Source organism: Pseudomonas sp. AE27 (assembly GCF_037113495.1).
GTDB classification, from domain to species: Bacteria; Pseudomonadota; Gammaproteobacteria; order Pseudomonadales; family Pseudomonadaceae; genus Aquipseudomonas; species Aquipseudomonas palmensis.
In genome coordinates this window covers 4,163,347-4,184,880 of the sequence record NZ_CP146966.1, presented here as the reverse complement: position 1 = coordinate 4,184,880, position 21,534 = coordinate 4,163,347, and the positions used below count along the sequence as shown (strand labels likewise).

General features: G+C 66.9%; 22 protein-coding genes. 7 read left to right on the top strand and 15 right to left on the bottom strand.

The window, feature by feature from the left end; translation table 11 throughout:
• Window positions 1-6 precede the first annotated feature (6 nt).
• From V9K84_RS19185 to V9K84_RS19150, 8 genes are all read right to left on the bottom strand, one after another.
• Complete coding sequence (locus tag V9K84_RS19185; RefSeq protein WP_088514157.1) at window positions 7-423, bottom strand: DUF2946 domain-containing protein; 417 nt, start codon at window positions 421-423, stop codon at window positions 7-9.
• A 20-nt stretch (window positions 424-443) separates the two neighbouring features.
• Window positions 444-914 carry a copper chaperone PCu(A)C gene (locus V9K84_RS19180; RefSeq protein WP_043863478.1) on the bottom strand — a complete coding sequence of 157 codons (471 nt, stop codon included), beginning with the start codon at window positions 912-914 and terminating at the stop codon, window positions 444-446.
• Between the two features lie 47 nt (window positions 915-961).
• Complete coding sequence (locus V9K84_RS19175) at window positions 962-1,348, bottom strand: DUF2946 domain-containing protein (RefSeq protein WP_054916153.1); 387 nt, start codon at window positions 1,346-1,348, stop codon at window positions 962-964.
• Between the two features lie 102 nt (window positions 1,349-1,450).
• Window positions 1,451-1,861, bottom strand: a complete 411-nt coding sequence (vapC, locus tag V9K84_RS19170) for a tRNA(fMet)-specific endonuclease VapC (RefSeq protein ID WP_088514158.1) — start codon at window positions 1,859-1,861, stop codon at window positions 1,451-1,453.
• Window positions 1,861-2,091 (bottom strand): type II toxin-antitoxin system VapB family antitoxin, encoded by a 231-nt coding sequence (gene vapB / locus V9K84_RS19165; RefSeq protein ID WP_088514159.1) that lies wholly within the window; start codon window positions 2,089-2,091, stop codon window positions 1,861-1,863. The genes vapC and vapB overlap by 1 nt, the downstream gene beginning before the upstream one ends.
• A gap of 83 nt (window positions 2,092-2,174) precedes the next feature.
• Window positions 2,175-2,888 carry a cobalt-precorrin-6A reductase gene (locus tag V9K84_RS19160; protein ID WP_088514160.1) on the bottom strand — a complete coding sequence of 238 codons (714 nt, stop codon included), beginning with the start codon at window positions 2,886-2,888 and terminating at the stop codon, window positions 2,175-2,177.
• The gene (locus V9K84_RS19155; RefSeq protein WP_043863475.1) at window positions 2,885-3,979 is read right to left on the bottom strand and encodes a cobalt-precorrin-5B (C(1))-methyltransferase; all 1,095 of its coding nucleotides are present in this window, start codon (window positions 3,977-3,979) and stop codon (window positions 2,885-2,887) included. The genes V9K84_RS19160 and V9K84_RS19155 overlap by 4 nt, the downstream gene beginning before the upstream one ends.
• On the bottom strand, window positions 3,972-5,183 hold the full coding sequence (locus V9K84_RS19150; protein WP_058541568.1) for a bifunctional cobalt-precorrin-7 (C(5))-methyltransferase/cobalt-precorrin-6B (C(15))-methyltransferase: 1,212 nt from the start codon (window positions 5,181-5,183) through the stop codon (window positions 3,972-3,974). Before V9K84_RS19150 ends, V9K84_RS19155 begins: the two co-directional genes overlap by 8 nt.
• 116 nt (window positions 5,184-5,299) lie before the next feature.
• Between V9K84_RS19150 and cobG the strand changes: the two genes are divergently transcribed.
• From cobG to V9K84_RS19115, 7 genes are all read left to right on the top strand, one after another.
• Window positions 5,300-6,628: a precorrin-3B synthase gene (cobG, locus tag V9K84_RS19145; RefSeq protein ID WP_256582767.1), complete on the top strand. Its 1,329-nt coding sequence runs from the start codon at window positions 5,300-5,302 to the stop codon at window positions 6,626-6,628.
• Window positions 6,621-7,247: a precorrin-8X methylmutase gene (locus V9K84_RS19140; RefSeq protein ID WP_054916150.1), complete on the top strand. Its 627-nt coding sequence runs from the start codon at window positions 6,621-6,623 to the stop codon at window positions 7,245-7,247. Before cobG ends, V9K84_RS19140 begins: the two co-directional genes overlap by 8 nt.
• Window positions 7,247-7,978, top strand: coding sequence for a precorrin-2 C(20)-methyltransferase (locus tag V9K84_RS19135; protein ID WP_054916149.1), 732 nt, complete (start codon window positions 7,247-7,249; stop codon window positions 7,976-7,978). The genes V9K84_RS19140 and V9K84_RS19135 overlap by 1 nt, the downstream gene beginning before the upstream one ends.
• Window positions 7,978-9,684 carry a precorrin-3B C(17)-methyltransferase gene (gene cobJ / locus V9K84_RS19130; RefSeq protein WP_088514162.1) on the top strand — a complete coding sequence of 569 codons (1,707 nt, stop codon included), beginning with the start codon at window positions 7,978-7,980 and terminating at the stop codon, window positions 9,682-9,684. The genes V9K84_RS19135 and cobJ overlap by 1 nt, the downstream gene beginning before the upstream one ends.
• Window positions 9,685-9,812: 128 nt before the next feature.
• Complete coding sequence (locus V9K84_RS19125; protein WP_088514163.1) at window positions 9,813-10,604, top strand: hypothetical protein; 792 nt, start codon at window positions 9,813-9,815, stop codon at window positions 10,602-10,604.
• A 55-nt stretch (window positions 10,605-10,659) separates the two neighbouring features.
• Window positions 10,660-11,385: a hypothetical protein gene (locus V9K84_RS19120; RefSeq protein ID WP_078481543.1), complete on the top strand. Its 726-nt coding sequence runs from the start codon at window positions 10,660-10,662 to the stop codon at window positions 11,383-11,385.
• Window positions 11,372-12,025 (top strand): hypothetical protein, encoded by a 654-nt coding sequence (locus V9K84_RS19115; protein WP_054916146.1) that lies wholly within the window; start codon window positions 11,372-11,374, stop codon window positions 12,023-12,025. Before V9K84_RS19120 ends, V9K84_RS19115 begins: the two co-directional genes overlap by 14 nt.
• 3 nt (window positions 12,026-12,028) lie before the next feature.
• Here V9K84_RS19115 and V9K84_RS19110 read toward each other — a convergent pair whose 3' ends face one another.
• The 7 genes from V9K84_RS19110 to V9K84_RS19080 all read right to left on the bottom strand — a co-directional run bounded on the left by V9K84_RS19110 (window position 12,029) and on the right by V9K84_RS19080 (window position 21,513).
• The gene (locus tag V9K84_RS19110) at window positions 12,029-12,625 is read right to left on the bottom strand and encodes a MarC family protein (RefSeq protein ID WP_043860475.1); all 597 of its coding nucleotides are present in this window, start codon (window positions 12,623-12,625) and stop codon (window positions 12,029-12,031) included.
• Between the two features lie 39 nt (window positions 12,626-12,664).
• Window positions 12,665-15,442: a hybrid sensor histidine kinase/response regulator gene (locus tag V9K84_RS19105; protein ID WP_043860474.1), complete on the bottom strand. Its 2,778-nt coding sequence runs from the start codon at window positions 15,440-15,442 to the stop codon at window positions 12,665-12,667.
• Between the two features lie 92 nt (window positions 15,443-15,534).
• Complete coding sequence (gene purD, locus V9K84_RS19100; RefSeq protein ID WP_043860473.1) at window positions 15,535-16,830, bottom strand: phosphoribosylamine--glycine ligase; 1,296 nt, start codon at window positions 16,828-16,830, stop codon at window positions 15,535-15,537.
• Between the two features lie 123 nt (window positions 16,831-16,953).
• Complete coding sequence (purH, locus tag V9K84_RS19095) at window positions 16,954-18,561, bottom strand: bifunctional phosphoribosylaminoimidazolecarboxamide formyltransferase/IMP cyclohydrolase (RefSeq protein ID WP_088514164.1); 1,608 nt, start codon at window positions 18,559-18,561, stop codon at window positions 16,954-16,956.
• Window positions 18,562-18,643: 82 nt separating this feature from the next.
• The gene (fis, locus tag V9K84_RS19090) at window positions 18,644-18,964 is read right to left on the bottom strand and encodes a DNA-binding transcriptional regulator Fis (protein WP_003186237.1); all 321 of its coding nucleotides are present in this window, start codon (window positions 18,962-18,964) and stop codon (window positions 18,644-18,646) included.
• Complete coding sequence (dusB, locus tag V9K84_RS19085) at window positions 18,961-19,974, bottom strand: tRNA dihydrouridine synthase DusB (protein ID WP_043860471.1); 1,014 nt, start codon at window positions 19,972-19,974, stop codon at window positions 18,961-18,963. The genes fis and dusB overlap by 4 nt, the downstream gene beginning before the upstream one ends.
• 207 nt (window positions 19,975-20,181) lie before the next feature.
• Window positions 20,182-21,513 (bottom strand): DUF3426 domain-containing protein, encoded by a 1,332-nt coding sequence (locus V9K84_RS19080; RefSeq protein WP_088514165.1) that lies wholly within the window; start codon window positions 21,511-21,513, stop codon window positions 20,182-20,184.
• Between the last annotated feature and the right edge of the window lie 21 nt (window positions 21,514-21,534).

Here is a 21,534-nt window from a genome sequence, read left to right as displayed (position 1 = left end):
GTGGGTTCAGACGACGATGTGGGCAGGTGGCGCGCGGCTGCGGGCGCCGGGGAAGATGGCCTGGCGCGCATGGCCCTGGCGCGGCTGGGCGCGCAGGGTGGTGTGGGGCGAGACGGCCTCGGTGTCGAGCAGGCTGAGCGTCTGCGGCAGCGCCGGGCAGTGGAAGAACAGGCTGCAGTAGCCGCACTTTTCCCAGATGACGTGCAGCGCTGCCGGGTTGTCGGCCGGGCTGCTGGCGTGGCTGCCTGAGTGGCAGTCCATGGCCATGTCCATGCCGGGCATGGAGGCACGGTGATCCATCGGCATCGACTGGGAGACCAGTGGGCCGATGAAGATCATCAACATGGCGAACAGGCTCAGCCAGCTGCCGCGTGCTCGTTGGAGGTCAGCGGGGCGGGCGAGCCTGCTGCGGGGCAGGCGCATGGCGTGCAGCCGTCAGCGAATCAATGGCTGTGGGCGGTGCCCTCGGGGGCCTGTTTCTGCACGGCCACTTCGACCGTGATGTTGCCGGCCTTCTGGAAATGCAGGGTCAGCGGGAAGCGCTTGCCGTCGCTGAGCAGGCTGCGGTCCTTGGGCTGCATCAGCATCACGTGGTAGGCGCCGGGGGCGAACACCAGGTCGGCGCCGGCGGGGATGTCGACACCCTGCACCTGCTGCATCTTCATCAGGCCGTCCTTGTGCACATGCTCGTGCAGTTCGGCGTTGTCGGTGATCGGGCTGTCGACGCCGAGCAGGCGGTCGGCGCTCTTGCCGTTGTTGTGCACGATGAAATAGGCGGCCACGTTGGGGGCGTTGGGCGGCAGCTCCTGCGACCACGGGTGGGCGATATGCAGGTCGCCCACGGTGTATTCATGGGCGTTGGCAAAGGTGGCGGGCAGCAGCAGGGCGGCCAGCAGCAGGGCGTTCTTGAGCATGGTCAATCTCCGTTCGGGTCAGGTTCGCAACTGGTAGCGTAGTGAACTCAGGCCTGGGGGGAGGCACGGGGATTGAGCGCGGGCCATTGCTGGCGTGGCGTGGGGTGGTAGCTGGCGAGTAGCGGTGACGGGGTGTTGAGGGTGTGCTCGGACGTCACCAGCCGTGGCGGGTGGCCGGGCAGGGCCAGCAGCGGGGCAGTGCCGGAGCAGCACCAGCAGTGCTGCATGGTGGAGTGGTCGTCGTTCTGCTGTTGGCCGTCGGGGGCATTCAGCGAGATGGCGATCATCTTGGTCACGCCGCTGGAGCAGAAGGTGCCCCACAGCAGTTGTTCGGGTTGGGCTTTTGCAGCGGCGGCGGACAACGGCATGGCCAGCAGATTGAACAGCACTGCGAAGCAGGCGATCCAGGCGTAGGCGAGCCGGTGTGCGGGCATGGGGAGATCCGGTCAGGAATCGAGTGGGGCTATTTAGCCAGATGTCGAAGTATATGTAAAAAAGCCGGGGTGTGATGGAGTGTCGCAGGTGGGGCGTCAGGGTCAGCCTCGTTGCCCGAGCCAGTCTTCGGTGCGCAGCCCGGGCACACGAGCGAATTCGCGAAGATTGTTGGATACCAGGATCAGGCCGCGTGAGCGGGCATGTCCGGCGATCATCTGGTCATAAGGGCCGATAGGTGTCCCCAGCCTGGCCAGCTCTGCTCGCAGTTGCCCGCAGTGCGCAGCGGCGGGTACGTCGTAGTCGAGTACTTCAAGGCGAGCGGCGAAGCCTTCCACCACGGCGAGGTTCTTTCCGGGAGCGGAGGATTTTTCTGCACCGAACATCAGTTCCATCAGGGTGATCGTGCTGATGCACATTTGCCCATGATGCAGGTTGAAGGCTTCACGTACTTCCTGAGGCTTGTTCTTCAGCGTGAAGATGCAGATGTTGGTGTCGAGCATGTACTTGAGCATCAGAAGTCTTCTCGCTCCTGATCGGCGGGCTGCTCGCGGCCGGCCATGAAGTCGGCGGTGACGCTGTCACCGTCGAACCAGCTGTCCCAGCACTCGCCGGCCGGGGTGATGATTCGAGCCCTGCCCACTGCAACGATATCCACGCGCTTCACCTCTGGTGGCAGAGCGACCGATTTTGGCAGGCGTATGGCCTGGCTGCGGTTGCTCTTGAAAACGGCACCTTGCTCCATGATCCGCCCCTTGTATATGCCAAATGTATATCCAAGTTTAAGCGCGTGGGCAAAGGCGTCAACGGGAATTGGAAGGCTTGGCTTCAGAGCTGTGCCAACAACTCGGCCACCCCCTCGAACTCCCGATCCACCCCCGCCAGCGCCGGCCGCTTCAGGATCAGTACCGGCACACCCCGCTCGCGCGCCACTTCGAGCTTGGGTTCGGTCGCGGCGCTGCCACTGTTCTTGCTGATCAGCACATCCACCCGGCAACGCTCGAACAACGCCCGTTCATCCTCCAGGCGAAACGGCCCTCGCGCGCCGATCACTTCGCATCGCGCATTCCCCTCGCACGCCTCCAGCGCGCGCAAGGTCCAGAACTGCTGCGCAGGTATCTCGTGCAGGTGCTGCAACGGCTCGCGCCCCAGGGTGAACAAGGGCCGGCGAAACGGTTTCAATGCCTCGATCAACTGCGTCCAGTCTGCCACTTCCCGCCAGTCGTCACCGGCCTGCGCCTGCCACGCCGGGCGCCGCAACGCCCAGCATTCAACCCCGGCCAGGCGCGCTGCCTGTGCCGCATTGCGGCTGATCTGCGCCGCATACGGGTGGGTCGCGTCGATCACCAGCCCGATGCCTTCGGCCCGCAGGTAAGCGGCCAGGCCCTCGGCCCCACCATAGCCGCCCACCCGCACCTGGCACGCCAGGTCGCTGGGCACCCGGCCGATACCGGCCAGGCTGTAGACGTGCTGCGGGCCCAGTTGACGGGCTATCAACAGCGCCTCGGTCACGCCGCCCAGCAACAGGATGCGCCGGCTCATCGAACACCCGCCCGGCCGACGATGCCGCCCTGGCGGTCGATGGCGAACACCTCCACCTGTACCTGCGCCGGCACCACGCTGCGGGCGAAAGCCAGCGCGTGCTCGCACACCGCATCCCCCAGCCCGACCCCCGCCGCACTGGCCAGGGCCAACGCCTGCTGGCTGGTGTTGGCGCCGATGATCGCCGCCTGCAACGCGGCGTCGGCACCCACCGCCGCCGCCCAGCCAGCCAGTTGCGGCAGGTCGATGCTCGAATGCCGGCTGTGCAGGTCCATGTGCCCGGCCGCCAGTTTGCTGATCTTGCCAAAGCCGCCGCAGATGCTCAGCTTGCCAACCGGCACCTTGCGCAGGTGCTTGAGCACCGCGCCGACAAAATCGCCCATCTCGATCAGGGCGATGTCGGGAATGCCGTAGACCCGGCGCATGGTGTCTTCGCTGGCATTGCCGGTACACGCGGCAATGTGTTCGTAGCCATTGGTCTTGGCCACGTCGATGCCCTGGTGGATCGAGGCAATGTAGGCCGCGCAGGAAAACGGCCGCACGATGCCGCTGGTGCCCAGTATCGACAGCCCGCCGAGGATGCCCAGGCGCGGGTTCATGGTCTTGAGGGCCAGGCTGTCGCCGTCCTGCACGTTCACGGTGACCTCGAAGCCCCCCGCGTAATCGCACTCCAGGGCCAGACGCTGCAGGTGCTCGGTCATCATGCGCCGCGGCACCGGGTTGATCGCCGGCTCGCCCACCCCCAGCACCAGCCCGGGGCGGGTCACGGTGCCCACGCCGATGCCGGCGACAAAGCGCACGCCCGGCTCGGCCAGCAGCCGCACCTGGCTGTAGAGCAGCGCGCCATGGGTCACGTCGGGGTCGTCGCCGGCATCCTTGAGGGTGCCGGCTTCGGCGCCTGGCCCGGCCAGCCGGCAGAACTCCAGGCGCATCTGCACCTGTCTGCCCTTGGGCAGGGTGATCTGCACCGCGTCGTCGCATTGCCCGCTCAACAGCAGGCGCGCCGCCGCCAGGCTGGTGGCAGTGGCGCAGCTGCCCGTGGTCAGGCCGCTGCGCAGCGGCGCCGGCTGTTCTGCGGTTTCGTCACGCATCGAGGGGCTTTACCACATCAAGCAGGGTGATCGGCAGCGCCTGGCGCCAGGTGTCGAACTCGCCCAGCGGCTGCGCCTGGGCCACATGGATACGGGTGAGCTCGCCGCCATGACGTTCGCGCCAGCTCATCAGCAGGGTCTCGCTCTGCAGGGTCACGGCATTGGCCACCAGTCGGCCACCGGGGCGCAGGTGCGCCCAGCATTCGTCCAGCACGCCCTCGCGGGTCACGCCGCCGCCGATGAAGATCGCGTGGGGCCGCTCCAGGCCCTGCAACGCCTGCGGGGCGCGCCCGCGCACCAGTTGCAGGCCAGGCACGCCCAGGGCGTCGCGGTTGTGTTCGATCAGTTGCTGGCGGCCGGCGTCGGCCTCGATGGCCAGCGCCCGGCAGCTGGGGTGGGCGCGCATCCATTCGATGCCGATCGAGCCGCTGCCGGCGCCCACGTCCCACAGCAGCTCGCCCGGCTGCGGGGCCAGGCGGGCGAGGGTGATGGCGCGCACGTCGCGCTTGGTGATCTGCCCGTCGTGCGCGAAGGCCGAATCGGGCAGGCCGGCCAGCGGCGACAGGCGCGGTGCATCGGCGCCGGCCCGGCAGTCGATGGCCACCAGGTTGAGGTCGGCGAAGTCGGCGTCCTGCCAGCCATCGGCACGGGCATCGATGCGCCGTTCGTCGGCGCCGCCCAGGTGCTCCAGCACGCTCAGGTGGCTGGGGCCGAAGCCGCGCTCGCACAACAGGGCGGCCAGGGCGGCGGGGCTGCTGCGGTCATTGCTCAGCACCAGCAGGCGCTGGCCGCTGTACAGGTGGGCGGCCACGGCGGCGACCGGGCGCGCTACCACCGACAGCGTGACCACGTCCTGCAGGGGCCAGCCCAGGCAGGCGGCGGCCAGCGAGTAGGAGGACGGTGCAGGCAGCACCCGCATGGCCTCGGCCGGCAGCTGGCGCGCCAGGCTGGCGCCTACGCCGTAGAGCATCGGGTCGCCGCTGGCCAGCACGCACACCGGCTCGCCACGTTCGGCCAGCAGTGGCGCCAGGGAAAACGGGCTGGGCCAGGCGACCCGTTCGGCGCGCGAGCAGTGGGGCAGCAGGGCCAGCTGGCGCGGGCTGCCGAACACCTTGGTGGCTCGCAGCAGGGCATGCCGAGCCTGTTTGCCCAGGCCCGTGAAGCCGTCTTCGCCAATACCTACTACCGTCAACCAGGGCGCCATGCCGTTCCTCTTCGCTTGCCTATCCGACCGGCTGGCTTAGCCTGCCGACGGACAAAGCAGGCATAATACCGCGCCTTTGTGCTACCAGCGCCTTTTGACGATTGCCGGGTGATCCCTTGCCGCAACCCCTGCCCACTCCAGCTCTTCGCCCCTCGGCCTGCCCGGGGTTGTGGCGTATCGTGCAGGCGCTGGACGGCGGCATTTCACGCATCAAGCTCGACGCCGGCACCCTGAGCGCGGCCCAGGCACACGCAGTGGCCGACGCAGCCGAGCGCTTTGCCGGCGGCGTGATCGAGGTAACCAACCGCAGCAACCTGCAGATTCGCGGCATCGGTGCCGACCACGCCGGGCTGGTGGCATGCCTGCTCGACGCCGGCCTGGGCCCGCGCCAGGCGGCGGGCGACGATGTGCGCAACCTGATGCTCAGCCCGGCGGCCGGTCTCGACCCGGCCATGCTGTTCGACAGCCGGGCGCTGGCGGGGCAGATCCTCGAATCGCTGCAGACCTGCGAGCGCTTTCATCAGTTGTCTGCCAAGTTCGCCGTGCAACTGGACGCTGGCGAAGACCTGGCCATGCTCACCCACCCCCACGACCTGTGGCTGTCGGCACTGCGCCTGGACGGCGAGGTGTGGCTGGCCTTCGGCCTGGCCGGCTGCCCGGCCGAGGAGGGTGCGCTGGGCGCGGTGCCGCTGGCCGATGGGCACGCGCTGGTGCTGGCGGTGTTGCAGCGGTTTCTCGACCTGGCCACTGCGCAGCAGGCGCGCATGCGCCAGTTGCTGGCCGAATGCGGCAGCGAGGCGTTCGTGCAGGGCCTTGGCGTGGCGCTGCGCCGCGACCACGCGGTGCTGGGCTGGCGCCGGCCGCGACGTGACCAGGCCCGCCATCTGGGTGTCTACCCACAGCGCCAGACGGGCAGGGTCGCGGTGGGCGCCGCCGCACCGCTGGGGCGCCTGAGCGCCGCGCAGTTGCGTGGCGCCGCGCACCTGGCCAGCAGCCTGGGCGACGCCAGCCTGCGCATGACGCCCTGGCAAAGCCTGCTGCTGCCCAATCTTGCCGCCACCGACGCCGAGCTGGCACTGGCCGGGCTGGCAGCGCTGGGCTTGCTGTGCGACCCGGCGCAGCCGCTGGCGCGCATGGTGGCCTGCACCGGTTCGGCCGGCTGCGCCAAGGCCCTGGCCGACACCAAGGCCGACGCCGTGCAGCTGGCGGCGCTGCTGCGCGAGCCGGGCCCGGTGGCCGGCATTCACCTGAGCGGCTGCGCGCGTTCCTGCGCGCTGGCCCACCGTGCACCGGCCACCCTGCTGGCGGTCGGGCCCGGGCATTACGACCTGTATTTTCACGACCCGGCGCAGCCGGGCCTGGGCGCCCCTGGCGGGCGCAACCTGACATTGAAAGAAGCGGGCGCGCAACTCGACGCCCGCCTACGGAGCAACCCCGATGATTGATTACATCCGCGACGGCCAGGAGATCTACCGCAACTCCTTCGCCATCATTCGCCAGGAGGCTCGCCTGGAGCGGATCCCGGCCGACCTGGAAAAACTCGCGGTGCGGGTCATCCATGCCTGCGGCATGGTCGAGGTGGTCGACAAGCTGCGCTTCAGCGAAGGCGCCGGCAAGGCCGGGCGCGAGGCGCTGGCCAACGGTGCGCCGATCCTGTGCGATGCGCGCATGGTCGCCGAAGGCATCACCCGTGCACGCCTGCCGGCCAACAACGAGGTGATCTGCACCCTGCGCGACGACAGCGTGCCGGGCCTGGCCAAGGAGCTGGGCAACACCCGCTCGGCGGTGGCCCTGGAGCTGTGGCGCCCGCACCTGGAAGGCAGCGTGGTGGTGATCGGCAATGCGCCGACCGCATTGTTCTACCTGCTCGAGATGATCGATGCGGGGGCGCCGAAGCCTGCGCTGATCCTCGGCTTCCCGGTCGGTTTCGTCGGTGCGGCCGAGTCCAAGGCGATGCTCGCGGCCGACAGCCGTGGCGTGCCGTTCGTGATCGTCGAGGGCCGCCTGGGCGGCAGCGCGATGGCAGCAGCGGCGGTCAATGCCCTGGCCACGGAGGTCGAATGATGCAGCCACGCGGACGACTGCTTGGCCTGGGCGTGGGCCCCGGCGACCCCGAACTGATCACGGTCAAGGCGCTGCGCCTGCTGCGCGAGGCGCCAGTGGTGGCGTATTTCGTGGCCAAGGGCAAGCGCGGCAATGCCTTCGGCATCATCGAGGCGCACCTGCAGCAGGCGCAGACATTGCTGCCGCTGGTGTACCCGGTGACCACCGAGGCGCTGCCGGCGCCGCTGTCGTATGAGCAGGTGATCAGCGACTTCTACGACGGCGCCAGCCTGGAAGTGGCCGCGCACCTGGATGCCGGCCGCGACGTGGCGGTGATCTGCGAAGGCGACCCGTTCTTCTATGGCTCCTACATGTACCTGCACGACCGCCTGGCCGAGCGCTACGAGGCCCAGGTGATCCCCGGCGTGTGCTCGATGCTCGGTGGCGCCTCGGTACTCGGCGCGCCACTGGTGTACCGCAACCAGAGCCTGTCGGTGCTGTCGGGCGTGCTGCCGGCCGACGAGCTCAAGCGCCGCCTGGCCGATGCCGACGCGGCGGTGATCATGAAGCTGGGGCGCAATTTCCCCAAGGTGCGCCAGGTGCTGGCCGAACTGGGCCTGGCCGAGCGAGCGCTGTACGTGGAGCGCGCGACCATGGCCAACCAGAAGATCGTGGCGCTGGATGCGGTCGACCCGCAGTCCTCGCCATACTTCTCGCTGATCATCGTGCCGGGTGAACGGTGGCAAGGGTGATGACATCTCACGCACCGGCCATCGTGATCCTGGGCAAGGGCAGCCTGGCCACTGCCCGCAGGCTCCAGCAGCTGTACCCCGATGCATTGATCCACGGCCTGGCCGGGCGGGTCGAGGGCACGGACCGCAGCTACCAGGACTTCGGCGCCACCCTGCGCCAGTTGTACCAGCAGGACACACCGATCATTGCCCTGTGCGCCGCCGGCATCGTGATTCGCAGCCTGGCCAGCGTGCTGCTGGAGAAGGGCGCCGAACCGCCGGTACTGGCCGTGGCCGAAGACGGCAGCGCCGTGGTGCCGCTGCTGGGCGGGCTGGGCGGGGTCAACGGGCTGGCCCGCGAGATCGCCGCCGGCCTCGGCGTGGCGCCGGCCATCACCACCAGCGGCGAGCTGCGCTTCGGCACCTGCCTGCTCAACCCGCCCAGTGGTTATGCGCTGGCCGACCTGGAGCTGGGCAAGCGTTTCGTGTCCGACCTGCTGGCCGGTGAAAGCGTGCGCATCGATGGCGCCGCACCGTGGCTCGAACAGGCGCAACTGCCGCAGAGCGAGCAGGCGCAGCTGGCCATTCACGTGGGCTGCGATGCTCGTGAGGCCGACGCCAACGAGCTGGTGATCTACCCGCGCTGCGTGCTGGTGGCCGTGAGTGCCCAGGTGCCGGAGCTGGCTGCAGCGGTGCGTGCGGCGCTGCACCGCGCGAAGATCGCCGAGCCGGCATTGGCCTGCCTGCTGGCGGCCGACAGCGAGATGGCCAGCCCGGCGTTGCACGCGGCAGCAGCCGAGCTGGGCGTGCCGTTGCGCTTCGCCCCGGCCGCCGGCAGCGTTGCCGAGCTGGCCGCGCAGGCCTGGCCGCAGTTGCTGGCGCCGCAGTGCGCAGGCGAGGGCGTGGCGATTGCGGTGGCCGGCCAGCCGATCGACCCGCAACGGATCGGGCGCGCCCGTGGCCGCCTGGCGGTGATCGGCCTGGGCCCGGGCGCCGCCGACCTGATGGTGCCGGCGGTCAAGGCCGAGCTGGCACGCGCCAATGACGTGCTGGGTTATGAAACCTATGTGCGCATGGCCGGCCCGTTCCGCGCCGATCAGGTGCTGCACTGCACCGACAACCGCGAAGAAATGCAGCGCGCACGGCATGCCTTCGAGCTGGCCGCGCAAGGCCGCTCGGTGGTGGTGGTGTCGTCGGGCGACCCGGGCGTGTTCGCCATGGCAGCGGCGGTGCTCGAAGCCTTGCACGAGTCGACGGACCCGCAGTGGCACAGCGTCGAGCTGCAGATGCTGCCGGGCGTCTCGGCCTCGCTGGCCACCGCCGCGCAGGCCGGTGCGCCGCTGGGGCATGACTTCTGCGTGCTGTCGCTGTCGGACAACCTCAAGCCCTGGGACATCATCGAGAAACGCCTGGACCTCGCCTGCCAGGCCGACCTGGCGCTGGCCTTCTACAACCCGATCTCGCGCTCGCGGCCCTGGCAGCTGGGGCGTGCCCTGGAGATCGTGCGCCAGCACCGAACGCCAGCCACCCCGGTGGTGCTGGGCCGTGACATCGGTCGCCCCGGCCAGACCCTGCGCACCCTGACCCTGGGCGAGCTGACGCCAGAGCAGGTGGACATGCGCACCATGGTGCTGGTGGGGTCGTCCACCACCTGCACCTTCGCGCGTGCCGACGGTGGCGAGTGGGTGTACACGCCGCGTTGGTATGGCGCCGGCCGCCCTGGATAGCCACAGGGTGTCGTAGGGAAAAAAAGGTGCGCCTGGAAACGGGCGCACCTTTTTTCATGCAGGCCCGGTGATAGTTTGCAGTGGCCTGGCTGTGCCGCGGCAAACCAAAACTGAACAAGGATGATGTTATGGATAACTCGACTGTGTTTCCCTGCGCGGAAAAAAGCGCTGAATTCTTCAGCAACCTGGAAGTACCGGATCTTCAGCATTCGCCGCTGTCCATGCGCAGGCTGCTGGCCAGTGAAGGGCTCGATGACGAAACGGGCGAAGTGGCACTGATGACCAGCGAAGGCCCGACGATTCTGACCTTTGCCGACAAGCTGTCGGCGGACAAGCGCCAGATGGCCAAGGACGCCACCCTGTTCGCCGAGATGGTGGCCAACACCTCGGGCAGTATCCAGGAGCAGCCCCTGCAATGGCTGGCAGCCTACCGGGAGGCCATGCTGCACGCCGGCTGGTTCATGACCAGTTCGGACCGTCAGAGCTACAACACCAGCAAGCGCGACATCACCATGGACAGCGTGGTGCTGGAAATCGTCGCCTCGGTGGCCGGTGGCAACGCAGCCGCCATGATCCCGCTGGTTTCCAGGGCCCTCGACAAGCTCAAGGGCGACGAGGACATGATCACCCTGTTCAACAACAACAGCACCGGCGCGAGCAAGGACAGTTGCCGCATTCTGCCGTGCCTTGAAACGGATAACGGCGAAGCCGTGACACTGTTCATCGGGCTTGAATACAACAAGCGTACCGACAAGGGCGGCGCACTGTTCTGGAAGTGGGACAACGAAACCATGGACATCACTCAGGTGGCCACCATGGTCAACTGGAACGAACGTGTCTATCAGCGCAACAAAGACGACATCCACGACTACATGGGTATTTCCTCGGATAACTTCTTCAGGAAAATCAAGAAGAAGTAATTCTACCGGCACCGGTGTCAAGGCGCCGGTGCCGCTATCCTCAAGGAGTCGAGGCATGGCAATGCAGTACGAGACATGGGTCAATGGTGCGCAGCTGATTTCATTTCCCGGCGGGTTGAGCGCACCGGACAGGGATGATGTATTGAACTCCCACCTGCTGGCGCAGGTGTCGGCCAACCAGGACGGCCTGGTCACCGCCAACCCCCGGGCCTGGTTCAAGCGCAATGTGGACGGCCTGGGCCAGCTCATGTGGAGCACCCAGACCGTGCAGTCCGATGTGTCCAGGTTCGCCGGCCTGGATGACCTGAGCATCGTCGCGCTGGTGACCAGGCACCTGAAGAAGAAGTTGCCTGCGGCCATCGTGCGGCAGATGACCGACATGCTGGAGCAGATTTGCGAACTGGCCTACGAGCACCCGGCGCGCCAGCTGTTTCGTGCCCAGGTGCTCGCGCACAGCCAGGCCAGCCAGCGCACGGCGATCAACTTCCAGCTCAGTGCGTGTACTGCGCCAGACCAGGTGTTCAGCCTGTTTGTGAGCCTGGCGCTGGTGGTGCCGCTTCAGCAGGACTTTCTGCACCAGACGTTCTGCGGGGTCGACAGCCCGGGCGACGCGCTGTTCTTCTACAGCCACAAGCAGTTGTCGGTTGCGCGCTATGCGCGACTGCGCGACATGACGGTGGCAGCCCTGGAGGACGATGCCGTTGTGCTCAGGCGGGTGGTGCCGCAGGCCAAGGCCAAGGCCGACGGCTCGCTGCAAGGGGGCACCCATGACCTCCACTGAACGTTCGCAGGTGATCGGCGACAACCGGGTGTCGTTCGGTGATGGCATGGACCCTGCCGACATGCAGGACATGATGGACCTGATGGTGTACGCCGAGATGTACGCCAGCAAAGCGGTTGGTCAGCATGCCTCGCCGCAGGCCTGGAATGAGTTCCACCATGCCTGCCTGCTGCGGCATGGTTGCCGTCTGATCAGCTTTCTGTCGTCGGTGTCCACGGCTGCCCACGACCTGGCGCAGGTGCGTGCCTTCGAGGTCACGGTGGTACAGCGGGACGCCGAGGTGCTGTTTCACCAGGTGATCAGCCAGTCGCTGCGCGACCTCGACCTGGAGACCAAGGCCCGACGCCACTTCGAGTCTTCGGCCATGCCCAGGCGCGACGTGGAGAAGGCCATGCACTGCAAGGTCACGCCCTGTTTCACCGATCGACGCAACCAGCCCATGCTGTGTTTCTGCGGGCTGGTGATGCGCTTTGAAGTGGACGTCGAACACGGCTTTCTGACCGATACCTACCGGCGCTACGTGACCCTGACGCCCCATGGTGGCTGCTACCTGTTCGATCGCCAGGCGTACGCGAGCCATCGCACGTTCGTACTGGCCCAGACCCGGGCACTCTCGGAAGGTTTCTTCCAGGACCGGTAGGGGCTAGAGCACCAGGTAGCCCTTGATCCCGGTGAAGATGATCTGCGCCGCCAGGGCGCACACGAACAGGCCCATCAGCCGGCTGACGATCTGCAGGCCCTGGTCGCCAAGCAGCCGTTCGATGCGGTGCGACAGAAACAGCACCAGGCCAACGGTGAAGCTGGCCAGGGCGATACTCACGATGGCCAGCAGCTTGTCGTCCCAGTGCGGCTGGCTGACGCCCATCACCAGCAGCGCACCGATGGTGCCGGGGCCGACGGTCAGCGGGATGGTCAACGGCACGATGGTCACGTCCTGCTGCACGTTGTCGGTGTTGACCGCCGACTTGCCCTGGGCCATGCCCAGCGCCGAGATGAACAGCACGCTGCCGGCGCCGATGCGAAACGCGTCGGGGGTGATGCCGAAGATGCCGAAGATTGCCCGCCCGAACAGGTACAGCAGCACGCTGGCGATCAGTACCGCCAGCGCCACGCGCCAGGCCAGCTGCTTGCGCTCCTTGCTGGAGTGGCCGCGGGTCAGGCTGATGAAGCAGGACAGGACGAAGAACGGGCTGTAGAGCACGAGCATCTTCAGGTAGACGCTGAACAACTCATGGAGCATGGCGTGGGCTCGCGGCAAAGGGGGCGTTGGGCAAGTGTATCAGTGGGGGACGGGCGCGTTGTCGGGCTGCTCGTGGGGCTTGCGGTGGGCCACCCAGTATTCGATCAGTTCGCGCAGTTGCGACAGCTCCACCGGCTTGGCCATGTGCCCGTCCATGCCGGCCTGGCGAGCGCGCTCCTTGTGCTCGGCCAGGATGTGCGCGGTCAGCGCCACCACCGGCGTGCGCGGGCGCAGGCTGACCGCCTCCCAGGCGCGCAGCTGCTGGGTGGCCGAGAAGCCGTCCAGCACCGGCATCTCGCAGTCCATCAGCACCAGGTCGTAGCGCTGCGCCTTCATGGCCTGCAGGGCTTCCTCGCCGTTGCTGGCGGTGTCGGGCTCCAGGTTGAGCTTGCCGAGCATGCCGCGGATCACCTTGGTGGAGATGTTGTTGTCTTCGGCCACCAGGATGCGGAAGTCGGCGGGCACGTCCAGCGGGGTGGCCAGGCTGGGCGGCTGCATGCCGAGCATCTGGCCCTTGCTGCGCTGGGCCAGCTCTTCGGCCAGGGTGGTCTTGAGGGTGTAGCCGGCCACGGGCTTGGCCAGGATGCGCTTGACCCCGGCGTTGCGGGCGATGACCTTGCTCGGCGCATTGGTGATGCCGGTGAGCATGATGATCAGGATGTCGTGGTTCAGGCTCGGATCTTCCTTGATCTTGGCGGCCAGTTGCATGCCGGTCATGCCGGGCATGTTCTGGTCGAGCAGCACGGCATCGAAGTAGTCGCGCAGGTGCGCCTTGGTGCGCAGCAGTGCCAGGGCTTCCTTGCCCGAGGGCACGGCGCTCACGTTCATGCCCCAGGCGCTACACTGCTGCACCAGCACCTTGCGGCAGGTGTCGTTGTCGTCCACCACCAGCACCCGGGCATCGCGCAGCGGGCCGTCGAGGTCGGCGGCGGGCTGTTCGAGGCGCTGCGGGTCCAGCGGCAGGGTCATCCACAGGGTGTTGCCCTGGTTGTGGCTGGTCTTGATGCCGAACTCGCCCTGCATCAGGGCGATCAGTTGCTTGGCGATCACCAGGCCCAGCAGGCCGCCGAGCTTGTTGCTCGACAGCACGTGCTCGCTGTGCAACTCGGCCTGCAGCAGTGCCTCGCGCTCGCTGGGCGGGATCGGTTCGCCGCTGTCCTGCACGGCCAGGCGCAGGCGCGGGCTGCTGCCGCGCTGGTCCAGTGCCACCACCAGCAGGATCTCGCCCTGCTCGGTCTTTTTCAGAGCGTTTTCCAGCAGGCTCAGCAGGGCCTGGCGCAGGCGCGTGGGGTCACCGCTGATGACCCGCGGCACCTGCGGCTGGGTGAAACTGATCAGTTCGATGTTCTGCTGTTCGGCCTTGGCCCTGAAGATGCTCAGGCAGTCCTCGATCAGGGCGTTGAGGTCGAACTGCACGTCATCCAGCTCGATCTGGCCGGACTCGAGCTTGGAGATGTCGAGGATCTCGTTGATCAGGGTCAGCAGCTCGTTGCCGGCACTGTGGATGGTCTGCACGTAGTCGCGCTGCTTGACCGACAGCGGGGTGCCCAGCAGCAGTTCGGTCATGCCCAGCACACCGTTCATCGGGGTGCGGATCTCGTGGCTGATGCGCGCCAGAAACTCTGCCTTGGCGTTGATTTCGGCGGTGCTGGCGGCCAGCTCGCGGCTGGCGCTGAAGCGCGCCTCGCTGATGCTGCGCAGGCGCTCGCCCAGGGCCATGTTGAGCAGAAGGCCGGTGAAGGCGGTGAACCCCAGCAGGATGAACAGCAGCCATTCGGTGGGGGTGCGGGTAAGGCCCAGCAGCGCCGGCAGCACCACCAGGCAGCCCAGGTTGAACACCAGCATGGCCAGGCTGAACAGGCGCGCCGGGGCGAAGCCGCGCACCCAGTGGCAAACGGCCGTGATCAGCATGCTCAGGCTGGCCAGGGCCACCAGCGCGTAGGTGGCCAGGTTCAACGGCAAGGTATCGACGAACAGCAGCAACAGGCCGCCGATGGCGATCAGCAGGATCTCGCCTTGCAGCAGACGGGCCAGGCGCGGCTGCTGCAGGGGGGCGAAGAAGCGCAGGGTGAAGGCCAGCCCGCAGAGGCTGGCGAGCAGGGCGGTGAGGTAGGCGGCCGGGGTCTGCGAGGTCTGCCAGAGGTTCCACGGCCCGCTCAGGTTGAGCAGGATCAGCGCGCTGAGCAGCATCAGGCTGTGGTAGCCGGCCAGCCACAGGCTGCTGGTGGAGCGCGAATAGCCGAAGCGCACCAGGTTGTGCAGGATCAGCATGCCCATGCAGCCGAACAGCAACCCGAACAGCAGTGGCTGGCGCTGGTCGGCGGCGGCGCTCACGGCGGGCATCAGGCTGATGCCGGGCCGCAGCTGGTGCTCGGAGACCAGCCGCAGGTAGAGGTCCTGGGCCTGGTCGCTGCTCGGCACCGCCAGCAGGTGATCGTTGGTGGTCAGGCTCACCGGGCCGTTGGTGTCCGGGCGGCCGTTGTGGGACTGCTCGATCAGCCGGGCGCCGTCGACCACATACAGGTTCAGGTGCGACAGGTCCGGGGCGAACAGGCGCAGTACCTGTTCGGGCTGGTGTGGGGGCAGGTGGTAATGCAGCCAGAGCGCCTGCTGGGGCTCGGCGGCATCGAGCTGGTTGAGCTCGATGGGACTGAACTGGTTACGGTAACGCTCGGAACGGATGTCGCTCAGTTGCAGGTTGGCCTGATCGTCGAGCAATACCGACCACCCACTGCCCGAATCGGCCGTGGCCGGGAACAGGCAGAGCAGAGTCAGCAGGCTGACGGTGAGTCCAATGGCAATCCTGAGCCAACGCACGAGATATCCCTTCCTAGCCAAATGCCGGTTTGCAACTATGCGCGGCGTGCCAAGCCGAAGGCAAGGCCCCTTTGGAGCCTTGCCGTGTCAGCTTACTCCTGGTGCTCGCCACGTTCACGGGCGATGGCGCGGTAGCCGATGTCGGTGCGGTAGAAACTGCCGTCCCACTCGATTTCGGCGGCCAGGCGGTAGGCCTGCTGCTGCGCGGCTTCGACGGTCTCACCCAGGGCAGTGGCACACAGTACGCGGCCACCGCTGGTGACCACCTGGCCGTCCTTGAGGGCGGTACCGGCATGGAACACCTTGCCGGTGAGCTTGGCTGCGGCGTCCAGGCCGCTGATCGGTGCACCCTTGGCGTAGTCGCCCGGGTAGCCGCCGGCGGCCAGTACAACGCCCAGGCTCGGCTGCGGGTTCCACTGCGCTTCGACCTTGTTCAGGGCTTTGGCGAACGCCGCTTCGATCAGCAGCACCAGGCTCGATTCCAGGCGCAGCATCACCGGCTGGGTTTCCGGGTCGCCGAAGCGGCAGTTGAACTCGATGACCTTGGGGTTGCCGGCCTTGTCGATCATCAGCCCGGCATACAGGAAGCCGGTGTACACGTTGCCTTCGGCAGCCATGCCGTTGACGGTCGGCCAGATCACCTGGTCCATCACGCGCTGGTGGACTTCGGCAGTGACCACCGGGGCTGGCGAGTAGGCGCCCATGCCGCCGGTGTTGGGGCCGGTGTCGGCGTTGCCGACGCGCTTGTGGTCCTGGCTGGTGGCCATCGGCAGCACGTTCTGCCCGTCGACCATGACGATGAAGCTGGCTTCCTCGCCGTCGAGGAACTCTTCGATGACCACGCGCGAACCGGCGTCGCCGAAGGCATTGCCGGCGAGCATGTCGCGTACCGCGTCCTCGGCTTCAGCCAGGGTCATGGCGACGATCACGCCCTTGCCCGCGGCCAGGCCGTCGGCCTTGATCACGATCGGTGCGCCTTTTTCGCGCAGGTAGGCCAGGGCCGGCTCCACTTCGGTGAAGTTCTGGTAGTCGGCGGTCGGGATCTTGTGACGGGCCAGAAAGTCCTTGGTGAACGCCTTGGAGCCTTCCAACTGCGCCGCGCCCTTGGTGGGGCCGAAGCAGTCCAGGCCGCGGCTGCGGAACAGGTCGACCACGCCGGCCACCAACGGGCCCTCGGGGCCGACGATGGTCAGGGCGACGTTCTTCTCGGCAAAGTCGGCCAGTTGGTCCAGGGCGGTGACGTCGATGTCGACGTTCTTGCACTTGGCTTCGGTGGCGGTGCCGGCGTTGCCGGGGGCGACGAAGACAGTCTCGACGCGAGGGTCCTGGGCAACTTTCCAGGCCAGGGCGTGTTCGCGGCCGCCGCTACCGATGATCAAAACGTTCATGTCAAAACCTCGATGACGCTAATTCGGAGAGTAACTGTAGGAGCCGGCGTTGCCGGCGAAGGTCGCACCGCGTTGACCGGGCGGGCCCATTCGCCGGCAACGCCGGCTCCTACACGCAGTGGATCAGTGACGGAAGTGGCGCATGCCGGTGAACACCATGGCAATGCCGGCTTCGTCGGCCGCGGCAATCACCTCGGCATCACGCATCGAACCGCCCGGCTGGATCACCGCAGTGATACCCACCTTGGCCGCGTTGTCGATACCGTCGCGGAACGGGAAGAACGCATCCGAGGCCATGACCGCACCCTGTACCTGCAGGCCGGCATGCTCGGCCTTGATCGCGGCGATGCGCGCCGAGTTCACGCGGCTCATCTGGCCGGCGCCGACACCGATGGTCTGGCGGTTCTTGGCGTAGACGATGGCGTTGGACTTGACGTACTTGGCCACTTTCCAGGCGAAGATCAGGTCGTGGATTTCCTGCTCGGTCGGCGCACGCTTGGTCACCACCTTCAGGTCGCCCTCGGTGATCATGCCGATGTCGCGGCTCTGTACCAGCAGGCCGCCGGTGACGCGCTTGTAGTCCCAGGCAGCGGCACGCTCGGCCGACCACTGGCCGCACGCCAGCAGGCGCACGTTGGCCTTGGCGGCCACCACGGCGCGGGCTTCTTCGCTCACGCTCGGGGCGATGATCACTTCGACGAACTGACGCTCGACGATGGCCTTGGCGGTTTCGGCATCCAGCTCGCGGTTGAACGCGATGATGCCGCCGAAGGCTGATTCGGTATCGGTGGCGTAGGCCAGCTCGTAGGCCTGGCGGATGCCGCCCTCGGCGTCCGGGCTGACGGCCACGCCGCACGGGTTGGCGTGCTTGACGATCACGCAGGCCGGCTTGACGAAGCTCTTGACGCATTCCAGCGCGGCGTCGGTGTCGGCCACGTTGTTGTACGACAGCTCCTTGCCCTGCAGCTGGGTGGCGGTGGCGATGCCGGCCTCGCTCGGCTTGGCCTCGACGTAGAACGCCGCGCTCTGGTGCGGGTTCTCGCCGTAGCGCATTTCCTGGGCCTTGATGAACTGGCTGTTGAAGGTGCGCGGGAACTGGCTGCGGTCTTCGGTGCTCAGGGTGTCGGCCGCCTGGTTCACGGTGCCCATGTAGTTGGCGATCATGCCGTCGTAGGCGGCGGTGTGCTCGAACGCCTTGAGCATCAGGTCGAAGCGCTGGGCGTAGGTCAGGCCACCGGCCTTGAGGCTCTCGAGCACCTGGCCGTAGTCGCTGGCGTTGACCACGATGGCCACGTCCTTGTGGTTCTTGGCCGCCGAGCGAACCATGGTCGGGCCGCCGATGTCGATGTTCTCGATGGCGGTCGGCAGGTCGCAGCCCGGCTTGGAGATGGTGGCTTCGAAGGGGTACAGGTTGACGGCGACCAGGTCGATCGGCTTGATCCCGTGCTCGGCCATGATGGCGTCATCGGTGCCGCGACGGCCGAGGATGCCACCGTGGATCTTGGGGTGCAGGGTCTTGACCCGGCCGTCCATCATTTCGGCAAAGCCGGTGTAGTCGGCAACTTCCACCGCGGCGACGCCATTGTCCTGGAGCAACTTGAAGGTGCCACCGGTGGACAGGATCTCGACGCCGAGCTGTTGCAGCTCACGGGCGAATTCGAGGATTCCGGTCTTGTCGGAAACGCTGATCAAGGCGCGGCGGATCGGCAGGCGGGTAGTCTGGTCGGTCATTTCAGATTCCATAACGCGGTGGAGTCAGCAAAAAAGGCGACCTCATCGAATGGGAGCCGCCTTTTCTGGTGTGGATTCGTTGTTACAGCAGATCGTACTGCTTGAGCTTCTTGCGCAAGGTGCCCCGGTTGAGCCCCAGCAGCTCGCTGGCCTTGGTCTGGTTGCCCTTGACGTAGTTCATCACGCTTTCGAGCAAGGGTGCCTCGACTTCAGAGAGCACCAGGTTGTACACGTCCGTGACAGCAGCGCCCTCGAGGTGCGCAAAGTAGTTGTGCAGCGCCTTCTCCACGCTCCCGCGAAGGGTCTGGCCCTCTTCGCTCGGGGTGTTCAGGTGCTGTTTCAGGTTGACGTTGTCGCTCACGGGCGTTGTTCCACTCACTAAAGTCTCGGTCATCATCGTCATGCGGCCACCCCTTGTCCGTCCTCTGTCTCAAGGCTCTGTTCACGTTCGCGGAAAAACTCGCGAACGTCGGCGCACTGCGCGTGTGTTTCTTCCAAACCATTGAAGCGGGCGCGAAACTCCCTGGCGCCCGGTAACGTTGCCAGGTACCAGCCCACATGCTTGCGGGCGATACGCACACCCATCACATCGCCATAGAAGGCGTGCAGCGCGGCCAGGTGCTCCAGCAGAATTCGTTCCACTTCAGCCAACTGCGGTGCCGGCAACAGTTCGCCGGTGCGCAGGTAGTGCTCGACCTCGCGAAAGATCCACGGCCGCCCCTGGGCGGCGCGGCCGATCAGCAGGCCGTCGGCGCCGGTGGCGTCGAGCACCTGTCGGGCCTTTTGCGGCGACGTGATGTCGCCATTGGCAAATACCGGTATCGACACCGCCTGCTTGATGGCGGCGATGGTGTCGTACTCGGCGTCGCCGGTGTACAGGTCGGCACGGGTGCGGCCATGTACGGCCAGTGCCTGAATGCCTGCCTGCTCGGCGATCTTCGCCACGGTCAGGCCATTCTTGTTGTCCCGGTCCCAGCCGGTGCGGATCTTGAGGGTAACGGGTACGTCCACGGCGGCGACCACCGCCTGGAGGATCTCGTTGACCAGCACTTCATCCTTCAATAAAGCAGAGCCTGCAGCTTTGTTGCAGACTTTTTTTGCCGGGCAGCCCATGTTGATATCGATGATCTGCGCGCCGGCCTCGACATTGGCCCGGGCCGCGGCCGCGAGCATCTGCGCGTCACCGCCGGCGATCTGCACCGAGCGGGGCTCGGGATCGCCATCGTGAATCATGCGCAGGCGCGACTTGCGGCTGTTCCACAGGCTCATGTCGCTGCTGACCATTTCGGACACCACCAGGCCTGCGCCCATTCGTCGGCACAGCTGACGAAAAGGCTGGTCCGTGACCCCGGCCATCGGGGCAAGGATCAGGGCGTTCTGCAGTGTGTATGGGCCGATGCGTACCGCCGACATAGGAGTTCCCTGTTGTGGGGGCCGATCTTAGAGTTCGAAAAAGGGTGGGCATGATACCCGCTCTCGGTGACCGGATAAAGGTCGATCTGGATAAAATATGAACAGTTTGAGCGGCAAGCGACAAGCTTCAAGCCCCAGCCAAAAGCAGGAGTGGCGTGATACCGCGCTTTTCTCCTGCCGCCTGAAGCTTGCCGCTGGTCGCTGGGTTTACTCCGGCGAGCGGAAGCTCAGGCTGTAGTTGACCGCCTTCGGGCCCGGATCGAGGATGTCCAGGGCGATGTGGATCGGGGTCTGGCTGGGCATTTCGGCCTTGCCGGCCAGCTCGCCGCTCAGGTACTCGCCGGGCTTGAAGCGACGGCTGGCGATCAGTTGGCCGTTGAGGTCGGCAAACCGCAGCTCCAGCAGCGGGAATGGCTGCGAGAAGGGCGCACGATTGTAGATGATCGCGTCCACGATCAACGCGCCGGCAAAGTCCGGGTGGCTGCGGACCACCAGGTTGCTGCTCTTGATGCGGGCGATGTCGACCTTGGAAGGCACTTCGCAACCCAGTTGCGGGCACAGTTGCTGGAACCAGGGGCGGTACTGGTCCTGGCGGGCCAGTTCGTCGAAGTGATAGGCGATGTACTGGCCAGCCAGTGCCGCGCCAGCCAGCAGAGTCAGCAGCGCCCACAGCAGGCGCCGGCCCCAGTGGCTGCGCGGCTTCTGCCAGTCGAGCTGCAGCGGGTCGTCGACGATGTCGACCAGCGCCGGCTTGCGTGGCGAGCGTGCAGCCATCGGGCCAAGGTCGGGTTCGTGGCGGGTATTCGGGGCGTCGTCGAACGCCGGGTCCGGCGCGTCGGGCTCATCGCCCGGGTCGCGTGCCGACAGGTGCTCGGCCACCACGTCGGGGTCGTGGAGGGGCTGCTCGCGCAGCGGGGGCTCGTCATCCAGGCCGTCCAGGTCCAGCGACAGCGAGGGTTCGGTGCGCTCGCCCGGCAGCGCCACGGTAGCCGGGACGGGTTCGTCGACCAGCGGCGGCTGCGGCGTTGCCTGGGCTTCGCGTTCGTCGGCCGGGCTGCTGAACAGGCTGTCGGTGTACGAGGTGTCGTCCGGGCCGTCGCGCTGGGCGCTGAGGCTGTCCTCGCGGCGTGGCGCCAGGTCGAAGTCTTCGGCCTGGCTGCGCTTGAACTCGCTGATCGGCTGGATTTCGCGTTGCTCCAGGCGGGCGAGTTCCTGGTCGAGGTCCAGTTGGTCGAGGTCGACGTCCAGCGCGCTGGCCGTCCATTCGCGCTGGCTGATCGGCGCGGCGGCCGGCGGCGCTGGCTGCGGTGCATGTTCGGGTTCGGCCACCGGCGCAGGCAACGGCATTGCCGGCGGCAGCGCGGGGGCGACCTGCAGCGCCTGTTGCGCTGCACTCTGCTCCAGCAGCTGCTTGGCGGCGTTGAATACCTGCAGGCAATTGCCGCAGCGCACTACCCCGCGGGCCACACTCAATTGAGTGTGGCTGACGCGAAAGCTGGTCTGGCAATGCGGGCACTGGGTGACGAAACTGTCGGTCATGCGGCGGTCCGGGTTGTGCAG

What these genes read in the sequence shown, in the direction of transcription:
- V9K84_RS19185 (WP_088514157.1), bottom strand. Translation starts at nt 423, where the DNA reads ATGCGCCTGCCCCGCAGCAGGCTCGCCCGCCCCGCTGACCTCCAACGA.
- V9K84_RS19180 (WP_043863478.1), bottom strand. Translation starts at nt 914, where the DNA reads ATGCTCAAGAACGCCCTGCTGCTGGCCGCCCTGCTGCTGCCCGCCACC.
- V9K84_RS19175 (WP_054916153.1), bottom strand. Translation starts at nt 1,348, where the DNA reads ATGCCCGCACACCGGCTCGCCTACGCCTGGATCGCCTGCTTCGCAGTG.
- vapC (WP_088514158.1), bottom strand. Translation starts at nt 1,861, where the DNA reads ATGCTCAAGTACATGCTCGACACCAACATCTGCATCTTCACGCTGAAG.
- vapB (WP_088514159.1), bottom strand. Translation starts at nt 2,091, where the DNA reads ATGGAGCAAGGTGCCGTTTTCAAGAGCAACCGCAGCCAGGCCATACGC.
- V9K84_RS19160 (WP_088514160.1), bottom strand. Translation starts at nt 2,888, where the DNA reads ATGAGCCGGCGCATCCTGTTGCTGGGCGGCGTGACCGAGGCGCTGTTG.
- V9K84_RS19155 (WP_043863475.1), bottom strand. Translation starts at nt 3,979, where the DNA reads ATGCGTGACGAAACCGCAGAACAGCCGGCGCCGCTGCGCAGCGGCCTG.
- V9K84_RS19150 (WP_058541568.1), bottom strand. Translation starts at nt 5,183, where the DNA reads ATGGCGCCCTGGTTGACGGTAGTAGGTATTGGCGAAGACGGCTTCACG.
- V9K84_RS19140 (WP_054916150.1), top strand. Translation starts at nt 6,621, where the DNA reads ATGATTGATTACATCCGCGACGGCCAGGAGATCTACCGCAACTCCTTC.
- V9K84_RS19135 (WP_054916149.1), top strand. Translation starts at nt 7,247, where the DNA reads ATGCAGCCACGCGGACGACTGCTTGGCCTGGGCGTGGGCCCCGGCGAC.
- cobJ (WP_088514162.1), top strand. Translation starts at nt 7,978, where the DNA reads ATGACATCTCACGCACCGGCCATCGTGATCCTGGGCAAGGGCAGCCTG.
- V9K84_RS19125 (WP_088514163.1), top strand. Translation starts at nt 9,813, where the DNA reads ATGGATAACTCGACTGTGTTTCCCTGCGCGGAAAAAAGCGCTGAATTC.
- V9K84_RS19120 (WP_078481543.1), top strand. Translation starts at nt 10,660, where the DNA reads ATGGCAATGCAGTACGAGACATGGGTCAATGGTGCGCAGCTGATTTCA.
- V9K84_RS19115 (WP_054916146.1), top strand. Translation starts at nt 11,372, where the DNA reads ATGACCTCCACTGAACGTTCGCAGGTGATCGGCGACAACCGGGTGTCG.
- V9K84_RS19110 (WP_043860475.1), bottom strand. Translation starts at nt 12,625, where the DNA reads ATGCTCCATGAGTTGTTCAGCGTCTACCTGAAGATGCTCGTGCTCTAC.
- purD (WP_043860473.1), bottom strand. Translation starts at nt 16,830, where the DNA reads ATGAACGTTTTGATCATCGGTAGCGGCGGCCGCGAACACGCCCTGGCC.
- purH (WP_088514164.1), bottom strand. Translation starts at nt 18,561, where the DNA reads ATGACCGACCAGACTACCCGCCTGCCGATCCGCCGCGCCTTGATCAGC.
- fis (WP_003186237.1), bottom strand. Translation starts at nt 18,964, where the DNA reads ATGACGATGATGACCGAGACTTTAGTGAGTGGAACAACGCCCGTGAGC.
- dusB (WP_043860471.1), bottom strand. Translation starts at nt 19,974, where the DNA reads ATGTCGGCGGTACGCATCGGCCCATACACACTGCAGAACGCCCTGATC.
- V9K84_RS19080 (WP_088514165.1), bottom strand. Translation starts at nt 21,513, where the DNA reads ATGACCGACAGTTTCGTCACCCAGTGCCCGCATTGCCAGACCAGCTTT.